This window comes from Aestuariibius violaceus (genome assembly GCF_040779325.2).
In the GTDB taxonomy this organism is placed as follows: Bacteria; Pseudomonadota; Alphaproteobacteria; order Rhodobacterales; family Rhodobacteraceae; genus Aestuariibius; species Aestuariibius violaceus.
The window spans coordinates 58,872-76,762 of record NZ_JBFONT020000009.1; the positions used below are offsets into that span (position 1 = coordinate 58,872).

A 17,891-nucleotide genomic window follows, 5' to 3' on the forward strand; every position below is an offset into this window, starting at 1 on the left:
TTAAGCCTGATGGCGCAAGCTGAGCCCGACGCAAATGCGCCAGGGCGAAGCCATGAACGACATGACGGCAGGACGCGACACAGCGCCCTTGGACCACCGGAAAGAGGTCCCGGCACCGTCCGGCCCGCTCGGTCGCATTTCGGGCGCCCCCCGCGATCCCCTCTCGGTCATTCGTGCGGCGCGGGACAAGGCACGGGCCGCCCTCCCCTCCCCCACGGCAGAGGAGAAAACCGCAAAAGCCGCCGCCATCGCCCACGGCGCCGCACTCATCGACCCTCTGGGAACCTTGCCCGACGAGGCGCTCATTGCCCGCTTCGGCGCCCACCGGGCCGCCCGCCTCGGCCTTCTGCCCTGGCGGCAGGCCGGCGGGGCCGTCATCGTGCTAACCCCCTGGCCCGACAGCTTCGCCCGTCACCGGGACGCGCTACAAAAGACCTTCGGCCGCATCCGGATGGCCGTAACGACCCAATCGGCGCTGGAGGGCGCGTTGCGTCGCGCGGCGGGTCACAGCCTGCGCCACCGGGCCGAAACCCGGGTCGCCGCCTCCGAAAGCTGCCGCGACTGGAAGGCAGGCCGGGCCGCGCTCGTCCTCGGCCTCGCTCTGGCGAGCCTCCTGACTGCCTTGGTACTCGCCCCCGCCACAACGGTCGTCGCCATCTGCGGCTGGACGATCCTCGCCCTCATCGCCTCGACAACCGTCAAGGCGCTGGCAGCCTGGCAGGTCATCCGCGACCGCGCTCCGGACCACGCCGAACCCGCGGCCGTCCCCCATAGCCTGCCAGTGATCTCCGTCATCGTGCCCCTCCTGCGGGAGAAGCGGATCGCCGAACACCTGCTGGCCCGCCTCGGCGCGATCGACTACCCCCGCGACCGCCTCGAAATCCGCTTCGCGCTGGAAGAGGATGACGAGACCACCCGCAAGACCCTCCTCAAGACCCCCCTGCCGCCTTGGATCCGCACGATCGCCGTCCCCCGCGGCACGCTCAAGACCAAGCCAAGGGCGCTGAACTTCGCGCTCGACTTCTGCCAGGGCAGCATCATCGGGATCTACGACGCCGAGGACGCGCCTGCCCCTGACCAGTTGCGCAAGGTGGCCGCCCGCTTCGCAGCCTTCGGCCCTGATGTTGCCTGCCTTCAGGGGGCGCTCGACTACTACAACCCTCACGTCAACTGGCTGACCCGCTGCTTCACCATCGAATACGCCGCCTGGTCCCGGATGATCCTGCCCGGCTTCCGCAAGCTGGGCCTGCCGATCCCGCTGGGCGGCACGACGCTGTTCTTCCGCCGAGAAATCCTCGAGGAACTCGGCGGCTGGGACGCCCACAACGTGACCGAAGATGCCGATCTCGGCATCCGGCTCGCCCGCCGGGGCTACCGGACAGAGCTCCTGGACAGCGTCACGGGGGAAGAGGCGAATGGCCGCGCGTGGCCCTGGGTCAAGCAGCGGTCCCGCTGGCTGAAGGGCTACGCGATCACCTATGCGGTTCATATGCGCCGCCCCGTCCAGCTCTGGCGGGAGCTCGGGCCGCGGGGCTTTTTCGCGGTTCAGGTGATCTTCCTCGGCACCCTCACGCAATTCACGCTCGCTCCGGTCTTCTGGTCGTTCTGGCTGATCCCCTTCGGCGGGCTAGCCGCGACGCGCGAGCTGCTGGGCAGCGCGCTCTGGCCGATCATCAGCCTCTTCCTCCTCTCGGAGCTGGTCAATCTCATCATCGGCCTCCTTGCTCTTCGCAGGACGACCCATCGCGGCCTCGCCTGGTGGCTGCCAATGATGCACCTTTACTTCCCGCTGGCCGCGCTCGCCTCCTACAAGGCGCTGTGGGAGCTCGCCTGCCGTCCCTTCTACTGGGACAAGACCGCCCATGGCCTGCTCCTCGGCCCGGCGGCATCGGTCACTCCGCCGCCTCCACAGCCTCCGCATCCAGCCTGAGCCGGGTCATGTAGGCCTTCGACAAATGATCCCGCAGGGCCGCATAAGCGCCGTCCGGATCGCGCGCCGCGATGGCCTCGACGATCGCCTCATGTTCTTCCAGCGCATCGGCGCCGCGCCCCTCGGCGGCCAGCGATGTGGTCGCCAACAGCGCCATGGACCGGTGAACAAGGTCCAGCTGCTGCACCAGAAACCGGTTGTGGGAGGCAAGATGGATCTGCCGGTGGAACCGCCGGTTCGCCCGGCTCAGCGCCTTCGGATCGCCCACAAGCGCGCGGTCGGCCAGCGCCATATCCCGCAGAACCGCGATCTCTTCGTCCGTCGCGTGGGTCGCCGCCAGCCGCGCGGCCAGCCCCTCAAGCTCTCCCCGAACTATGTAAAGCTCGGCCAGCTGCGAATGATCGAGCGACGCGACGATCAACGACCGCCCATCCCGCGTCAAAAGCGACTGCGTCTCAAGCCGCTGCAACGCCTCACGGATCGGCGTCCGCGACACGCCAAACCGTTCGGCCAGCTCGCTTTCCACCAGCCGGTCGCCGGGGCGGTAGATCCCCACATCGATCGCTTCCAGGATCATGTCATAAGCGTCTTTCAACGGCATTTTCGCGTCGACCATGGCAGCCTCTCCCTGCGGGCCACCCTATCCTAATCCGCTCCGCCACCGATTGCACCCCGGCGCCCGCACCGATAGCGTCCCGATCATGCCACGCACCGCCTTCGCCCCGATCCGCCACTGGGTCTTCGACCTCGACAATACGCTCTATACTCCCGATGCCCGCCTCTTCGACCAGATCGAAGAAAGGATGGCGGACTGGATTATGGAGAGCCTGGACCTCGGCCGACAGGACGCCCATGCCCTTCGCCGCACCTACTGGCAGCGCTACGGCACAACGCTGGCGGGCCTGATGGCAGAACACCGTATCGACCCCGACGGCTTCCTCGACCATGTGCACGACATCGACCTCGCCGCGCTCGCGCCGGATCCCGGCCTCCGCCGCGCAATCGACGCCCTGCCCGGCCGCCGTATCGTCTTCACCAATGGTAGCCGCGGCCACGCCGCGCGCATCCTCGCCGCCCGTGGCCTGACCGACCTGTTCGAAGCGATCTACGGCGTCGAAGATGCCGACTACGTCCCGAAGCCCCAGCGCGCCGCCTTCGACGCGATCTTCGACAGCGACAACCTGACCCCCGACCGCTCTGCCATGTTCGAGGATGACATCCGCAACCTCGAAACTCCCTTCGCCCTCGGCCTGCGCACGGTCCACGTCGCGGGCGAACCCGATCCGGCGCCGCATATCCACCATCACACCGACGACCTCGCGGGCTTTCTGTCGCAGATCGTGTGACCTGATCGCTGGATCGCCTAGATCATGACTATGGACATCGAACGCACCGACATCCTCATCTCCGGCGGCGGGATCGCCGGGCTGACGGCCGCCATCGCCTTCGGCAACGAGGGCTTCAGCGTCCTCTGCGTGGACCCGGCCCCGCCCGTGACAGAGGCGGACACGGACGGCGCGGATACCCGAACGACCGCCTTTCTCCAGCCCGCCCGCGCCCTGCTGGAGGAGGTCGGCCTCTGGCCGCGCCTCGACCCCCACGCCATGCCGCTCCAGATCATGCGCATCGCCGATGAAGGCGGCGCCAGCCGGGATTTCGATGCCGCCGACATCTCCGATCGTCCCTTCGCCTGGAACCTGACGAACTGGCTGATCCGGCGTGAGGCTCTGGCCAGGATCGATGAGATGCCCAACGTCACGCTCCGCACCGGTTTCGCCACGACACACATCCTCACGCGAGAGGCCGAGGCGCGCATCACTCTCTCCGACGGCGCTCGCATCGCCGCCCGGCTGCTCATCGCCGCCGACGGCAAGGGCTCCCCGGTGCGCGGGATGCTGGGCATCGGCACAAGGCAGGTCCGCTACCCCCAGAAAGCCCTCAGCTTCGCCGTCACCCATCCCGTGCCCCACAACAATGTCTCGACCGAGATCCACCAAAGCGGCGGCCCCTTCACCCTCGTCCCCCTCCCCGACCAGGACGGCACCCCGTGCTCTGCCATCGTCTGGATGGAGGCGACGGAAGAGGCCGACCGCATGCTGGCCCTCGACGACGCCGCCTTCGCGGAAGAGGCGACCGCCCGCAGCAAGGCGCTCTTCGGGCCTCTCACCCCCGTCACCCGCCCCACCGCCTGGCCCATGTCCAGCCTCATCGCCCAGCGGTTCGCGGCGGAACGGACGGCCCTCATCGCTGAAGCCGCCCATGCGGTGCCGCCCATCGGCGCGCAGGGCCTCAACATGAGCCTCGCCGACATAGTCTGCCTCCGCGACCTCGCCCGCGCCGCCCCCGATCAGCTGGGCAGCCGCGCGATGCTCGACCGCTACGACCGAAAGCGCCGGTTGGAGGTCGGCCTCCGCGTCGCTGGCGTCGATCTTCTCAACCGGGCCTCGATGGCGAGCCACCCGGCGGTCCGGCAGGTTCGCTCCATCGCCATGCGCGCCCTCCACGACATCCCGCCGATCCGACGCGGCCTGATGCGGCTCGGGCTCGGTGGGTGACCTGCCGCAGTGACAAGGGGCGGCTCCTCGGGCTATCCTGACCAACGGGAGGCGCGCGCATGGGTCTGTTTCCGAAAGTCGACCTCAAGGTCATCGCCTGGGATTTCGACGGCGTGCTGAATCGGGCCGACCCGGCCGATTCCATCGACTTGGACGACAGCCTCCTCTTCTGGGCCGAGGTCCTGGCCCAGAAATCCCTGCGGCACGTTGCGTTGGCGGATGCCGATGCGGAACGCGCAACCCTGATCGAAACGCATCTCGGCGATTGGCCGTCCATCGAACAGGTCTTCGCCTCGGGGCTCCTCGGCTCATCCCGCCCGGACCCCGCCTTCTTCGATGCCGTGACCGATACGCTCGCAATCAAGCCGGGCGAGGCGATGCTGATCGACGCCTCTGGCACCAACGTCAACGCCGCCGCCGGGCAGGGCTGGCGCAGCTTCCGCTACTCCCCCCTCGCAAAGGACGCGCTCAAGCGCAGTCTCGGCCTCTGACGGCGGATTGCGCTCGCGGGCAAAACCGCTAGAAGGCTCCGGACGCAAGAATGATGCCCGGGGACGGGCCAGCGGAGGGACAAAGATGCGCGTTTATTACGATCGCGATTGCGATGTGAATCTCATCAAGGACAAGAAGGTCGCGATCCTTGGCTACGGCTCCCAGGGCCATGCCCACGCGCTGAACCTGCGCGACAGCGGCGCCAAGAACCTGGCCGTCGCCCTGCGCGAAGGCTCGGCCTCTGCCAAGAAGGCCGAAGGCGAAGGGCTGCAGGTCATGGGCATCGCCGAGGCCGCCGCCTGGTGCGACCTGATCATGTTCACCATGCCCGACGAATTGCAGGCCGAAACCTACAAGAAATATGTCCACGACAACATCCGCGAAGGCGCCGCCATCGCCTTTGCCCACGGCCTGAACGTGCATTTCGGCCTGATCGAACCGAAGCCCGGCATCGACGTCATCATGATGGCCCCAAAGGGCCCCGGCCACACCGTGCGTGGCGAATACACCAAGGGCGGCGGCGTGCCCTGCCTCGTGGCCGTCGACACCGACGCTTCGGGGAAAGCCCTCGAACTGGGGCTGTCCTACTGCTCGGCCATCGGCGGCGGGCGCTCGGGCATCATCGAAACGAATTTCCGCGAAGAATGCGAAACCGACCTCTTCGGCGAACAGGCCGTGCTTTGCGGCGGCCTGGTCGAGCTGATCCGCTGCGGCTTCGAAACCCTGGTCGAGGCGGGCTACGCCCCCGAGATGGCCTATTTCGAATGCCTCCACGAGGTGAAGCTGATCGTCGACCTGATCTATGAGGGCGGCATCGCGAACATGAACTACTCGATCTCGAACACCGCCGAATACGGCGAATATGTCAGCGGCCCCCGCGTCCTGCCCTATGAAGAGACCAAGGCGCGGATGAAAGGCATTCTGACCGACATCCAGCGCGGCGCCTTCGTGCGCGACTTCATGTCGGAAAACGCCGTGGGCCAGCCTTTCTTCAAGGCGACCCGGCGCCTGAACGACGAACACCAGATCGAAGAGGTCGGCAAGAAGCTTCGGGGCATGATGCCGTGGATCTCCGCCGGCAAGCTGGTGGATCAGGAAAAGAACTAACGCCGACAGGCGCCTTTGACACATCGGTGCGGCGTCCGGGAAACCGGGCGCCGTCTTTCATTAGGGATCGTTCGACGGGCAGCGAAGCGTCGGCAATTGCCTGCACCCACCCGACCTGCCATTGACCCTCCCATGACCCAACCCTCCGCCCCAACCCTCGCCTCTTGGGCGATGATCGTCACGCTCGGCCTCGTCTGGGGCGCGACCTTCATCGGCGTGGCACTGGCGCTCGAGGGGTTCAGCCCGCTCTGGGTCGCGGCGGGGCGGCTGACGCTCGCCGCGGCCTTGATGCTCGCCATCGTGCAAGTCGTTCCAAATAGGGTGGAGACGGACGGGCGCGCACGGTGGCCCTACATGCTCTTCATTGGCGCCATGGGCGCGGCCCTGCCCTTCTTCCTGCTCAGCTGGGGTCAGGTGCGCGTCGCCTCGGGCTTTGCCGGCGTCTCGATGGCGATGATCGCCCTCCTTGTCCTACCGCTGAGCCACCTCTTCGTCCCCGGCGAGACCATGACCCTGCGCAAGACCATCGGCGTGCTCCTCGGCGTCGGCGGGGTCGCTGCGCTCTTCTGGGGCCGGTTCGACGGGGGCGCTGACGGGCTGGCCGAGGTCTGGGGCCAGGCCGCCTGCCTCTGCGCGGCAGCCTGCTATGCCACGGCATCGATCGCCACCCGCCTCTGCCCGCCGATCGAGCCGATCCGGCTCGCCGCCGCTCAGCTCACCGTGGGCGCCGCCATCGTGCTGCCCATCGCACTGATCCGCGAGGGCCTGCCCGCTATCGAAACGTCGACCGCGCTCACCGCCCTTGTCGTCCTCGCCCTGATCCCGACCGCAGGCGCAAATCTCCTCCGCGTCCTCGTCATCCGCAGCGCCGGGCCGCAATTCATGTCGCTCACGAACTTTCAGGTGCCCGTCTGGGCGGTGATCTTCGGCGCGCTCGTCCTCGGCGAACCCGTCCCGCCGCAGCTGGCACTGGCCCTGCTGCTGATCCTCGGCGGGATCACCGTCACGCAGTGGCCGACCCTGAGACGGCTAATCCGCCGCAAGACATGAAAAACCCGGCCTCGAAAGGCCGGGCTTTTGCATCCTGTAGCACACCGTCACTCTGCGGGCGTGTCGTCGGCCAATCGCGATCTTGGCGCGGTTGGATCTTCAAGTTTCTCTTCCGTCCTGCGTTTGCTCATGAGCGCGAAGGCAATGACGATACCAAAGGTCACGAGCGCAAGAAGGGCGATCAGTGGAAAGCTCTCCATCTTGTACTCCAGTGTTTCGAACCAGTTTCTAAGCGTTAAACTAGTTCAAAGTCCGGAAGGTTCCTCAGACCGCCGCTTCTACCTCTGCGACAATCTCTCCCACCACTTGCTGCAGCAGATCCGGGTCCTCGCATTCGGCCATGACCCGGATCAGCGGCTCCGTCCCCGACTTGCGGATCAGCAGCCGCCCCTTGCCATTCAGCCGCACCTCCGCATCGTCAATTCGTGCCTTGACCGACGCCACCAAAAGCGGATCACCGCCCGAATACCGCACGTTCCGCAGAAGCTGCGGCACGGGGGTAAAGACCTGCGACAGCGCGCTCGCAGGCTGACCCGACCGGATCATTTCGGCCAGGAATTGCAGCCCCGCGACCAGACCGTCGCCGGTCGTCCCGTAATCCGTCATCACGATATGGCCGGATTGCTCGCCGCCCAGGTTCCAGCCGTTCTGACGCATCGCTTCGACCACGTAGCGGTCCCCGACCTTGGTCCGCTCCAGCCGCATCCCCTGCGCATCGAGGAACCGCTCCAGCCCCAGATTCGACATCACCGTCGCCACCAGCGTCCCGTCCTTGAGCCGCTCTTCCTCCGCCCAGCGCCGGGCCAGCAGCGCCATGATCTGATCGCCATCGGCGGCCCGGCCCGTCTCGTCGAGGATGATGATCCGGTCCGCATCCCCGTCGAGGCACAGGCCCACATCGGCGCCATGGCTCACCACCGCCTCGGCCGCAGCTTGCGGCGCGGTCGATCCGCAATCCTTGTTGATGTTGGTTCCGTTCGGGCTGGTGCCGACCGGAATCACCTCCGCCCCGAGCTCCCACAGCACCTCCGGCGCGGTCTTGTAGGCCGCCCCGTTGGCGCAATCGACGACGACCTTCATTCCGTCCAGCCGCATGCCCGCAGGAAAAGTCGACTTCACCCGTTCCTGATACCGGAATCGCCCGTCATCGATCCGCTTCGCCCGCCCGATATTCGCGGCCAGCGTCGGCTCAGTCCCCGCCTCGACCAGCGCCTCGATCTCGGCCTCCGCCTCGTCGGACAGCTTGAAGCCATCGGGCCCGAAGAACTTGATGCCGTTATCCTCGTGCGGGTTGTGGCTGGCCGAGATCATGATCCCCAGATCCGCCCGCATCGACGGCGTCAGCAGCCCCACCGCCGGCGTCGGCACCGGCCCGAGCAGAAGCACGTTCATCCCGGTCGAGGTCAGGCCCGCCGTCAGCGCATTCTCGAACATGTATCCCGACAGCCGCGTGTCCTTGCCGATCACCACCCGGTGCACGTTCGACCCGTCGCGTCGGAAGTATCGCCCCGCCGCCGCGCCCAAAGCCAAGGCCATCTCGGCCGTCATCGGATGCACGTTTGCCTGCCCGCGCACCCCGTCAGTTCCAAAAAGTTTCCGCATCGCCTGTCCTCGCTCTGCGGCGCGCCTCGGACCCTTATCCCTGCAAGGCCCGTTCCAGCGCCACCGCCTGCCGTGTCGCAGCCATATCATGCACACGGGAAATCTGCACCCCTTGGCGGATGCCGTGCAGCGCAACGGCAACCGATCCGTGCACCCGGTCAGCGGGGCTTTCCGCCGACCCAATCACGCCAATGAAACGTTTCCGCGACGCGCCCAGCAGCAGAACGCAGCCCAACCCGTGAAACAGCGACAGCCCCCGCAGAAGCGCCAGATTATGCTCCAACGTCTTCCCGAACCCGATCCCGGGGTCCAGCACGATGCGCGCCCGCGCGATCCCCGCCGCCTCCGCCGCATCCCGGCGCGCCTCCAGCGCGTCGTAGACGTCCAGCAGCACGTCCTCATAGCGCGGATCGTCCTGCATGACCTTCGGGTCTCCCGCCGCGTGCATCAAACAGACCGACGCCCCCGCCGCCGCGACGACCGCCGCCATCTCGGGGTCATAGGTCATTGCCGATACGTCGTTGACCAGACCGGCCCCCGCTTCCAGCGCCGTCTTGGCCACCGCCGCCTTCCGCGTGTCGATTGAGATCGGCACAGTCCCAACCAGCCCCTCGATCACCGGAACGACCCGGCGGACCTCCTCCTCCACCGGCACCGCCTCGGCTCCGGGCCGGGTGCTCTCCCCACCGATATCCAACCAATCCGCGCCGTCGTCGATCAACCGGCGCCCCTGCGCAATCGCCGCCTCCGCTGTCTCGTAGAGCCCCCCGTCCGAGAAGCTGTCCGGCGTCGCATTCACGATCCCCATCAGCCGCGGCGCGTCCCATGCCATCCCGGCAATCGCCGGACGCGGCGCCGTCAGCGCCTCCAGCCGGTCGTCCGGGATCTCCCAGATCGGCACGATCTCGGCCGGGCGACCGCGCTCCAGCCGTTCCGCATGCAGAAACCGCTCCCAGCCCCCAGCCAAAGGCAACGCGTTGCCATAGGCGTGGCTGATCACCGGGATCGGTCGGTAATAGACGCTCACACCAGGCTCGCCGCCGCCACGTCAACCGCCCGCACCGGCACATCCGCCGCCAGAGCCGTCACGCCGACGCAGACCAGTTCCCGCGCCGCCATCTGCCCGGCGAACCATCCGGCCAGCGCAACCGGCTCGCCCGGCCCCGGCGGATGGGCATGGGCCATGTCCAGCACCAGCTTCGACGGCGCCCAGACGCTGATCTGCCCGTTCTTCATCCCCCAATCCAGCTCGGTCGCCGTCTCGACTACCACACATCGCCGGTCGCGCCCGGCCAGAACCCAAGCGGCCTGCTCCAGCGCCAGAAGATCAATCCGCCGCTGCGCCATCGATGCGGCGGCAACTGGCGCCGCGACCTCGGGCGGGCAAACGCACAGGATCGCAGGCACCGGATCCGCCGCCAGCCCGTCGATCCAGGCCGTCAGATGCTCCGACGCGACAGCCTCCTGCGACAGCAGCACCACCCGCGGATGCGGCGCACGGTCCTCCGCCCGGTCGACCAGCCGCAGACCGTCCCGCCGGCTCCGCACGATCTCGACCCCCAAGGCTCCCGGCCCCCGGTCGAGTTTCTCGATCCGCACAAAAGCCCGCATCGCCTGCGGTTCCATCAGGATGCGCTCCGCCACCCGCTCGGCCAGCGTCTCCAGAAGGTTGATCCGCTCCGCCCCGATCTCCGCCGCGATCGCCTCGGTCACCCGGTCGTAAGAGAGGATACGGTCCACATCATCGTCGACCGGCCCCTCGATCCGGCGCACCTCGACCACGATGTTGAAACGGATCCGCTGCCGGACACCACGCTCTGCCTGAAACGCGCCAATCTCCACCTCAACCACGTGGTCGCGCAGGGAAATCCGGTCGCGCGGCCCATCCGCCGTGGCGGCCGCGCGTTCGTCGGGATGGGCAAAGGCCAGATGGATCTCGTCAGACATCATCAGCCGCTCCTCTCCCGGCGCGGCTGCCTTAGCGAAGCGCGCGGCGCGCGTCCAGCGTCAGCCGGTCGAGGCGGCCCTCGACGCCGTGCGTGACGGCTGGCGATAGAACAGATGCGCGCCGATCGCGGCGACCTTCGGATAGACCTGCGCCCAGTTCGGGTTCACCGCGCGCGTGTGATAATGGGTGGCCCCTTTTGCCAGCTTCCGCGGCGCACCATCCATCAGCAAACGCGCGACCTTGCCCACGCGGTCCCACGACCGTGGCTCGTTCACCACCTCGGGAATGCCGTCGCAGGTATAGCTGAACTGACAGGCATATTTCCGACCCGTCCCCTGATTGACGACGCCGCAGATCGTGTCCGGATAGCGCGCACTGTCGACCCGGTTGAGGATCACCTCGGCCACCGCGAACATGCCGCGCACACTCTCGCCCCGGGCCTCGAAATACAGCGCCTCGGTCAGGCACTCCCATTGTTCGCCGCCATCGGCCTTGGGCAGCTCCGCCAGGAAATCGCGGTCATAGCGAACTTCTGGCACATCGTTGTTCATCGCCTCTGCGATCGCATCGGCATGGGCGGCGATATCAGGCAGATCAAGCTCTGGCACAGCGGCGATCGCGCCGTGATCCTCGTCAAGAAGATCGGACATACGGTCGTCGTAGACGGCGTTATCGGCAAGAGCGACCCCGGAAAACAAAGCAAAGGCTGCCGCCGCCGCAGCGCGGATCCTGGTCTTGTTCACAAACATCAGCAAACGTCCCCTCTAGGCGGGCCCCTAACCCGCGGACAGCGGGCTACCTAAAGAAAGGCGACGCGCAGGTAAACCCCCGGACTGTGACCAATCCGCCGCACCCTGGAACCAAACCGAAATCCGGCAAAAATCACTGATAGATCAGCACCTTGCCTGGCTTGAGCGGTGGCTCTGCAAAGCCCATCCGCTCCGAAATCGCGAGCCGGGCGGCGGAAAGCCGCGCACCGGGCACCCGGAAAGGAGAGCATGAGACGTAGTCGAATCCGTAGGCGCGACAGAAGGCGATCGCCGCCTGGCTGCCCCCATGTTCGCCGCAGACCGACAGGACGATATCGGGCCGCATGGCCCGCCCCCGCTCCGCCCCCATCGCCAGAAGCTCGCCCACCCCTTCCAGGTCAAGCGTGTGGAACGGATCCTCGCGATAGACGCCCTTCTGCACGTAATCCGACATGAACCGCCCCGCATCGTCGCGCGACAGGCCGTAGGTCATCTGCGTCAGGTCGTTCGTCCCGAAGCTCAGGAAGGTCGTCGATTCCGCGATATCGCCCGCCCGCAACGCCGCCCGCGGCGTCTCGACCATCACGCCCAGCTTGTAGGGGATCTCGGCCCGCTTCTCGGCCCGCACAGCCGCGGCGACCGCGTCCATCCGGCCGCGCACAAGCTCCACCTCGCGCCGGGCGCTGACAAGCGGGATCATGATCTCCGGGATCACCGGATCCCCATGGCGGGCGACATCCGCCGCCGCCTCAAAGATGGCGCGGGCCTGCATATCATAGATTTCCGGCACCGTGATGCCCAGCCGCACGCCCCTCAGCCCCAGCATGGGGTTGTATTCCGACATCTCGCGCGCCCGGTGGGTGACGTCCGACAAGGGGCGGTCCAGCGCCTCGGCCAGTTCGCGCAGGCCCGCCTTGTCGGTCGGCAGGAACTCGTGCAGCGGCGGATCGAACAGCCGGATACAGACCGGAAGCCCGCGCATGATCTTGAACAGATCCGCGAAATCCGCCCGCTGCATCGGCAGCAGCCGGTCAAGCGCCGCGGCCCGGTCCGCCGGGCTTTCGGCAAAGATCATCTCCCGCATGACCGTCAGCCGCTCGCCTTCGAAGAACATATGCTCCGTCCGGCAGAGCCCGATCCCCTCGGCGTTGAAGATCCGCGCCGTCTCGGCATCCGCCGGCGTGTCCGCATTGGCGCGCACGCCGATATCGCGCACCGCATCCGCCCAGTCGAGCAGCGTCTGGAACGCCTCGCCCAAGGCAGGCTCTACCATCTCGGGCTGGCCCACCAGCAGCTCGCCCGTATGCCCGTCGACCGTCACCAGATCGCCCTCGGCCAGCACCTGCCCGCTCGCGGTCACCGTCCGCGACTTGGGATCGATCGCAAGCGCCGACACTCCAACGATGCACGGCAGCCCCAGCCCCCGGCCGATCACCGCCGCATGGCTGGTGATCCCGCCCCGCGCCGTCACGACCGCACTCGCCGCATGCATCCCGCGAATGTCCTCCGGCGTGGTCTCCCGGCGCACCAGCACGCTCGGCTCGCCGCGGGCCGCGCTCGCCTGCGCCTCCGATGACGAGAAGACCAGCCGCCCCGACGCCGCCCCCGGGCTCGCCGCGATCCCGCGGGCGAACACATCCCGATCCGCCCCGGGCGCCACCTGCCGGTGCAACAGATCGTTCAGCGTCGCAGGCGGGATCCGCAGGATCGCCTCCTCCCGCGGGATGATCTTGTCCTCCGCCAGAGCCACAGCGATCCGCACCGCCGCCCGGCTCGACCGGGGCACGCGCACCGCATCGAGCACGAACAGCGCGTCGTTCTCGATGGTGAACTCGATCTGCATCTCCTCGCGCAGCTTCTGGCGTGCGAGCGTCCCGAACCGCACGAGGTCCGCATAGATCGCCGGGCACAGCTCCTCCAGCGACGGCCCCCGCGCATCCTTGGTCAGGTAAATCGCGCCGTTCCCCTTCAGCGCATCGCGCCCCTGACTCTGGCTCTTGTAGCGGCCCTTGATCTGCGGCGCACCGGTCGCCTCGTCCGCGAACTGGATCACGCCCGCGCCGCTCTCCGGCGCGCCGACACCCAAAGCCATCGCCTGCACGACCAGCCCCAGCCCCGCATCCGCGGGCGCCCCCTTGGCCTCGCGCAGAATCCGCGCCGTCGTCCCGTCCCAGGCGCGCGCCATGAACCGCAACACCTCCGACAGCTGCTGCGCGGGGTCCTGCGGGAACGGCTCGTCCGTCTCTTCCTCGTAGGCCGCCAGCATCGCGTCAAGGTCGCCTTCGGCATGGCGGAACGGCTCCGCATCCAGCCGCGCGACGTTCACCGCATAGGACTGGATGAACCGCAGATACAGCGCCGTCGCCGCCGCGTCCCCGATCTGCGCGGCCAGCGTCTTATGGCGCACCCCGTTCATCCCGATATTCAGCACCGCCCCGGGCCCGCCCCAATCGGGGTCGAGTGACGAGGGCCGCACCGACAAAAGCGGATCCTCCCCGAACGGTGCCAGCAGCGCCTCCATATCCGGGGTCCAGCCATGGGCGATCCGGCGCACCGCATCAAAGCTCAGCGCCACCGTCGTCGGCACCGGCATGTCCAGGCGGATCAGCCGCTGCAGGCACTTCGCGCGGCCCCCATGCACCTCGGCCGCCATCCTGGCGGTCGGCGTGATCAGGGTGATCGGGCTATAGGGCTCATGTTTCTGCACTGCGGCATATCTCCTGCCGCAACAGCATAGTTTTTAGGCGCTTTGCATCAAGCAAACCTTAGTCGAACGTCGCGTCTTAACCCTCGAGGCGCGACAGATCGGCTACAGAGGTGCAAAGCTGCCGGATCCGGCTGAGCAAATTCAAGCGGTTACGCCGAAGGATCTCATTGTCTGCATTGACCTGTACCGCCTCGAAAAACGCATCGATCGGCCCGCGAAGGGCCGCCATCGCCGCCATTGCCTTGGGAAAGTCCTGCGCCTCAAGCGCCGGAGCGATCTCCTTCTCCGCCGCATCGAGGGCGGAAAACAGCGCCTTTTCCTCCGCCGTCTCGGCGAATTTCGGATCGGCGCCATAGGAATACTCGACCCCGTCCTTCTCCTCCGCCTGCGTCAGGATGTTGTTGGCCCGCTTGAACCCCTGCACGAGGTTCTCGCCATCTTCGGTCTGCAAAACCGCCTGCAGAGCCTCCGCCCGCTTGACCAGCAAGGTGAGGTCGTCGTTGCCGGGCATCGCGATACAGGCGTCGATGACGTCGTGCCGGATGCCCTCCGAGCGGAGATGGACCTTCAGGCGGTCATGGATGAAGGAGAGGAGGTCATCGAAACGAGTCTTCGAGATATCGGCCCGTCGACCAGTTAAAAGTTCCAGTTCTTCGGCAGTGAAGGCACCGTTAAGGCTTTCAAAGTCAAGCTTAGCAGCTGCAGCTGCTATAAGTGGCCGAAGATCTATAGGTTTCTGATCACTTAAAGTGATCCGAATAACCCCCAACGCCGCCCTTCTCAGCGCGTAAGGATCCTTCGACCCCGTCGGCTTCTCATCAATCGCCCAGAACCCGGTCAGCGTGTCGATCTTGTCGGCCAGCGCCACGGCCACCGACACCGCCCCCGTCGGCACGTCATCGGACGGCCCCAGCGGCGCGTAATGCTCCTCGCAGGCCTCCGGCACGCCGTCGTCATGGCCCGCCGCCTTGGCGTAATACCGCCCCATGATCCCCTGCAGTTCCGGGAACTCATAGACCATCTCCGACGCCAGATCGGCCTTGCAAATCCGCGCCGCCTCCGCCGCCAGATCCGGCTTGGCGCCCACCATCGGCGCGATCTCCCGCGCCAGCGCCTCGATCCGGGCCACCCGATCCGCCTGCGAGCCCAGCTTGGCGTGGAAGGTCACGTTGGCCAACGGCTCCGCCATCCCTTCCAGACCGATCCGCTCGACCGTCCGTAGATCGTTCTCCCAGAAGAACTTCGCATCCGACAGCCGCGCGGCCAGCACCTTCTGGTTGCCCGCAAGGATCGTCGCCCCGCCATCCGGCGCCTCGATATTGGCGACCGTCACGAACCGCTCGATCCGGCCCGTCTTGGGGTTCCGCACCGAAAAGAACTTCTGGTGCTCCTTCATCGAGGTCTGCAGCACCTCCGGCGGCAGGTCGAGGAAATCGGCCCCGATCTCTCCCATCAGCACAACCGGCCATTCGACCAGCCCCGCGACCTCGGCCAACAGCCCCTTGTCCTCGACCATCTCCAGTCCCTGCGCGAAGGCCAGTTGCGAGGCCTCGTTGCGGATCGCCTCGGCCCGCTCGGCCGGATCGAGCACCACATGCGCCCGCTTCAGCTTGGCCACGTAATCATCCCAGCCCGTCACGCGGATATCGCCCGCCGCCATGAACCGGTGGCCCCGCGTCACGTCGCCCGCGCGGATCCCGTCCACCTCGACCGGCACGACCTCCGCCCCATCCTCCCGCGTCATCAGGCACAGGATCGATTGCAAGGGCCGCACCCATCGCAAGGACCCGCCCCCCCAGCGCATCGACTTGGGCCAGGGGAAATCCCGCACGGTCTTCTCCAGCACCTCCGCGATGATCTCCGCCGCCGGGCGCCCCGGCACCTCCATCACCGCGAAATAGGCCTCCGCCTTGCCCGCCGCGCGAACCTCCAGCTGTTCCATCGTCAGCCCGGTCGACCGCAGGAACCCCTCGACCGCCTTCTCCGGCGCGCCGACCTTCGGCCCCTTCCGCTCTTCCCGCCGGTCCGGCGACCGCTCGGTCAGGCCCTCCACATGCAGCGCCAGCCGCCGCGGCGTCGCGAACGCCCCGGCCGAACCATAGGTCAACCCCGCCTCGACCAACCCGTCGGTCATCAGCTTCTTCAGGTCCTCACAGGCCTTCGCCTGCATCCGCGCCGGGATCTCCTCGGACAGCAGTTCGATCAGAAGGTCAGCCATCACTCTGCTCCACAGGGAAATCGTCGGGGTCGGGGCAATCCTCCGGCACCGGCTGGCCGTCGAACACGACCTCCCCGCAGGCATTGATCTCGTGCCAACCATAGCCGCGCCCGTCTGGGAAGATGGCAAAGACCCGGTCGACCCCGTAGACGATGTTCTCGGTCCCCAGAAACACCACCGCCTCGCCGCTTTCCACCGCCGCCCCGATGGCCTCGGCATCGAAGCACCCGAACCAGCCGGGCGCGTTCCGCGGCGCGGCATCGTCGCGGATCACATGGGTCTCGGTCAGCATGGCCAGGCTCTGCGGCGTCTCGAAACAGGCCCGGTAGCGCAGCGGAGAGCTCTCGGAATCGATCCCCGCGAACCCGTCCGCCAGGATCGGCTCCTCCACCCCGCCGACGGTGGTCAGAACGACCTCGCCCTCGGGCAATTCCTCGTAGAAGGCATAGACCTGAAAGTAATACATCGCCGCCCCCGCTATGGCGGCGGTCAGAACAATGGCCAAGACGGCGATCCTCGCTGTCACGCCGCGGCCCCACCGGCAGGCGTCTCAAGAAACGCATCCGCACAGGCCTTCGCCAGCGCCCGGACCCGGCCGATATAGGCCTGCCGCTCGGTGACAGAGATCACGCCGCGCGCATCCAGCAGGTTGAAGATGTGGCTCGCCTTGATGCACTGGTCATAGGCCGGCTGGGCCATCACGATCTCCCGCCCCGTCTTGGGGTCGGTCGCAGGGGCTGCGAGGATCCGGTGGCACTCCTCCTCCGCATCGACGAAGTGGCGCAGCAGCACGTCGGTCTCGGCCACGTCGAAATTCCAGCGGGAATACTGCGCCTCCGCGTCGCGGAACACGTCGCCATAGCTCAAAGCGATGGGCGTCTGCGGATCGTTGAACGGCATGTCCATCACGTGATCCACGCCCAGCACATACATCGCCAGCCGCTCCAGCCCATAGGTCAGCTCCCCCGAAACGGGGCGGCAATCATGCCCACCGACCTGCTGGAAATAGGTGTATTGCGACACTTCCATCCCGTCGCACCAGACTTCCCAGCCCAGCCCCCAGGCGCCCAGCGTCGGGCTTTCCCAATCGTCCTCGACAAAGCGGATGTCGTGCATCCCCATATCGATCCCGATTGCCTCCAAGGACCCCAGATAAAGCTCCTGCAGATCCGGCGGCGACGGCTTTATCAGCACCTGAAACTGGTAATAATGCTGCAGCCGGTTCGGGTTCTCCCCGTACCGCCCATCCGTCGGGCGCCGCGACGGCTGCACATAGGCCGCGGCCCATTCCTTCGGCCCCAGCGCGCGCAAGGTCGTCGCCGGATGGAACGTCCCCGCCCCTACCTCCATGTCGTAGGGCTGCAACACAGCACAGCCCCGGCCCGCCCAATAGGTCTGCAGCCGCAGGATGATCTCCTGAAAAGACTTCGATTTTTCCGCCATCGGGCCCCTCGCGTCGCGCGCGCCCTCCATAGGCAGGCGCACCGATAGGGTCAATTGTGCCACGCCGCGATCTTTCGCCATCGGCTTACG

The 17,891-nt window shown here is 67.0% G+C and carries 16 protein-coding genes; 6 read left to right on the forward strand and 10 right to left on the reverse strand.

What is annotated here, in order from left to right:
• Positions 1 to 52: 52 nt before the first annotated feature.
• Positions 53 to 1,930: a glycosyltransferase family 2 protein gene (locus AADZ90_RS19115; RefSeq protein WP_367312383.1), complete on the forward strand. Its 1,878-nt coding sequence runs from the start codon at positions 53 to 55 to the stop codon at positions 1,928 to 1,930.
• Here AADZ90_RS19115 and AADZ90_RS19120 read toward each other — a convergent pair.
• On the reverse strand, positions 1,893 to 2,546 hold the full coding sequence (locus AADZ90_RS19120) for a GntR family transcriptional regulator (protein WP_367312382.1): 654 nt from the start codon (positions 2,544 to 2,546) through the stop codon (positions 1,893 to 1,895). The genes AADZ90_RS19115 and AADZ90_RS19120 overlap by 38 nt on opposite strands.
• 85 nt (positions 2,547 to 2,631) lie before the next feature.
• Between AADZ90_RS19120 and AADZ90_RS19125 the strand changes: the two genes are divergently transcribed.
• The 5 genes from AADZ90_RS19125 to AADZ90_RS19145 all read left to right on the forward strand — a co-directional run bounded on the left by AADZ90_RS19125 (position 2,632) and on the right by AADZ90_RS19145 (position 7,134).
• Positions 2,632 to 3,276, forward strand: coding sequence for a pyrimidine 5'-nucleotidase (locus tag AADZ90_RS19125; RefSeq protein ID WP_367312381.1), 645 nt, complete (start codon positions 2,632 to 2,634; stop codon positions 3,274 to 3,276).
• A 24-nt stretch (positions 3,277 to 3,300) separates the two neighbouring features.
• Positions 3,301 to 4,485 carry an FAD-dependent monooxygenase gene (locus AADZ90_RS19130; RefSeq protein ID WP_411997097.1) on the forward strand — a complete coding sequence of 395 codons (1,185 nt, stop codon included), beginning with the start codon at positions 3,301 to 3,303 and terminating at the stop codon, positions 4,483 to 4,485.
• A 59-nt stretch (positions 4,486 to 4,544) separates the two neighbouring features.
• Complete coding sequence (locus AADZ90_RS19135; RefSeq protein WP_367312380.1) at positions 4,545 to 4,976, forward strand: HAD family hydrolase; 432 nt, start codon at positions 4,545 to 4,547, stop codon at positions 4,974 to 4,976.
• An 85-nt stretch (positions 4,977 to 5,061) separates the two neighbouring features.
• The gene (gene ilvC / locus AADZ90_RS19140) at positions 5,062 to 6,084 is read left to right on the forward strand and encodes a ketol-acid reductoisomerase (protein ID WP_367312379.1); all 1,023 of its coding nucleotides are present in this window, start codon (positions 5,062 to 5,064) and stop codon (positions 6,082 to 6,084) included.
• A gap of 132 nt (positions 6,085 to 6,216) precedes the next feature.
• A complete protein-coding gene (locus AADZ90_RS19145; protein WP_367312378.1) occupies positions 6,217 to 7,134 on the forward strand; it encodes a DMT family transporter in 918 nt (305 codons plus the stop codon).
• A gap of 47 nt (positions 7,135 to 7,181) precedes the next feature.
• Here AADZ90_RS19145 and AADZ90_RS19150 read toward each other — a convergent pair whose 3' ends face one another.
• From AADZ90_RS19150 to AADZ90_RS19190, 9 genes are all read right to left on the reverse strand, one after another.
• On the reverse strand, positions 7,182 to 7,334 hold the full coding sequence (locus tag AADZ90_RS19150) for a hypothetical protein (RefSeq protein WP_367312377.1): 153 nt from the start codon (positions 7,332 to 7,334) through the stop codon (positions 7,182 to 7,184).
• 64 nt (positions 7,335 to 7,398) lie between these two features.
• On the reverse strand, positions 7,399 to 8,736 hold the full coding sequence (gene glmM / locus AADZ90_RS19155) for a phosphoglucosamine mutase (RefSeq protein ID WP_367312376.1): 1,338 nt from the start codon (positions 8,734 to 8,736) through the stop codon (positions 7,399 to 7,401).
• 34 nt (positions 8,737 to 8,770) lie between these two features.
• Complete coding sequence (gene folP, locus AADZ90_RS19160; RefSeq protein ID WP_367312375.1) at positions 8,771 to 9,763, reverse strand: dihydropteroate synthase; 993 nt, start codon at positions 9,761 to 9,763, stop codon at positions 8,771 to 8,773.
• Positions 9,760 to 10,683: a dihydroneopterin aldolase gene (locus AADZ90_RS19165; protein ID WP_367312412.1), complete on the reverse strand. Its 924-nt coding sequence runs from the start codon at positions 10,681 to 10,683 to the stop codon at positions 9,760 to 9,762. Before AADZ90_RS19165 ends, folP begins: the two co-directional genes overlap by 4 nt.
• Positions 10,684 to 10,743: 60 nt before the next feature.
• Positions 10,744 to 11,433: a cell wall hydrolase gene (locus AADZ90_RS19170; RefSeq protein WP_367312374.1), complete on the reverse strand. Its 690-nt coding sequence runs from the start codon at positions 11,431 to 11,433 to the stop codon at positions 10,744 to 10,746.
• 133 nt (positions 11,434 to 11,566) lie between these two features.
• Positions 11,567 to 14,086, reverse strand: coding sequence for a putative PEP-binding protein (locus AADZ90_RS19175; protein WP_367312411.1), 2,520 nt, complete (start codon positions 14,084 to 14,086; stop codon positions 11,567 to 11,569).
• A gap of 130 nt (positions 14,087 to 14,216) precedes the next feature.
• The gene (glyS, locus tag AADZ90_RS19180) at positions 14,217 to 16,460 is read right to left on the reverse strand and encodes a glycine--tRNA ligase subunit beta (RefSeq protein WP_411997098.1); all 2,244 of its coding nucleotides are present in this window, start codon (positions 16,458 to 16,460) and stop codon (positions 14,217 to 14,219) included.
• Entirely contained in the window at positions 16,351 to 16,863 is a 513-nt protein-coding gene (locus tag AADZ90_RS19185) for a DUF6446 family protein (protein WP_411997099.1), read from the reverse strand. Before AADZ90_RS19185 ends, glyS begins: the two co-directional genes overlap by 110 nt.
• 17 nt (positions 16,864 to 16,880) lie before the next feature.
• Positions 16,881 to 17,801, reverse strand: a complete 921-nt coding sequence (locus AADZ90_RS19190; RefSeq protein ID WP_367312409.1) for a glycine--tRNA ligase subunit alpha — start codon at positions 17,799 to 17,801, stop codon at positions 16,881 to 16,883.
• Positions 17,802 to 17,891: the final 90 nt, after the last annotated feature.